Source organism: Rhodoplanes sp. SY1 (assembly GCF_046000175.1).
Lineage (GTDB): Bacteria > Pseudomonadota > Alphaproteobacteria > Rhizobiales > Xanthobacteraceae > Rhodoplanes.
In genome coordinates this window covers 1-998 of record NZ_JBEOMB010000529.1, presented here as the reverse complement: position 1 = coordinate 998, position 998 = coordinate 1, and the positions used below count along the sequence as shown (strand labels likewise).

1 protein-coding gene is annotated in these 998 nt (G+C 57.9%); it reads left to right on the top strand.

All coding sequences use genetic code 11. The features are described 5' to 3' along the window. Window positions 1–65 precede the first annotated feature (65 nt). On the top strand, window positions 66–998 hold a 933-nt coding region (locus ABTU92_RS30765), incomplete at its 3' end, for a hypothetical protein (RefSeq protein ID WP_408095310.1).

Here is a 998-nt window from a genome sequence, read left to right as displayed (position 1 = left end):
CTTGATGCTAGTCGGGCTCGAGGGCGCCCACCAGCGTGGGACATCTACGTCTTAGGAGAAATACGATGCCGACGATGCGTTGGACCTCGATTCGCAGCCGGTGGATTGGTGAGGGGAACCGTTTCGGATCATCGGTGGTCCGAACTCTCTTCGGCGCCGTTGGCGTATCTCTTTCGTCGTGTATCGCGCTCGCCCAGAACTCCGCCACGACCCCAACCAATGTTGTTCAGATCCGGCTTTTCGCAAACGAACCGGCCACTATCAAGCAGTTCGCGGTTATCGATACGTATACCCAGACCGTGGTCGGTCAGACGGTGCCGACAACCTTCGACCGTCCTGTGGACAGCGCGGTCGACGGTGTCAAGGCGACGCTCGATGTCGCGGCCCGGTGGAACGACGACAAGCGTCAGATCGTCAAGATCAACGTCTCGGTCTTCTCGCGGATCACGAAGCTCGATATCTACTTCTTTCGTTACGGCGTCTCTCCCAGCACGGCCAGTGCGTTCGCGAATGAGAAATGTCGCTTCGAGTCGTCTGCGGACGCGGAGACGTTGTTCTCACGCCTGTTCGCATGCAAAGACCTCCTCGAATGGCTCGAAAATCACGAGGAGGCCGGCACCCGTCGATACTATCTCGCGCTCAGGGGCTGGTTCTACGCCTCCTGGTTCTTGTTTCAGCTAGGCGGCGATGGAGTGCGGCCCTACGAGATGGATCCCGACATCGTCAGACGCATCGAAACAATTCTCGACGACGAGGTCCAGGTCCGACAGGCACACGGCATCTTCAAGGTGCCGGAAATTCGCAGGATACTGACCCAGTACCGCACGGTCGATATTCGCCTGGTCAATGAGGTCAATCGGCTCCGCAACGCCGGCGAAATCGAAGCGGCTAAGCGCTTGAACGATTTCGTTGTCGACCGCTTTCCCGACCTCCAGAAAGTGGTCGGCTCGTCCGTTGTCGACCGTGTCAATCTGGATCTGTTGAGGAAAAACGATCAA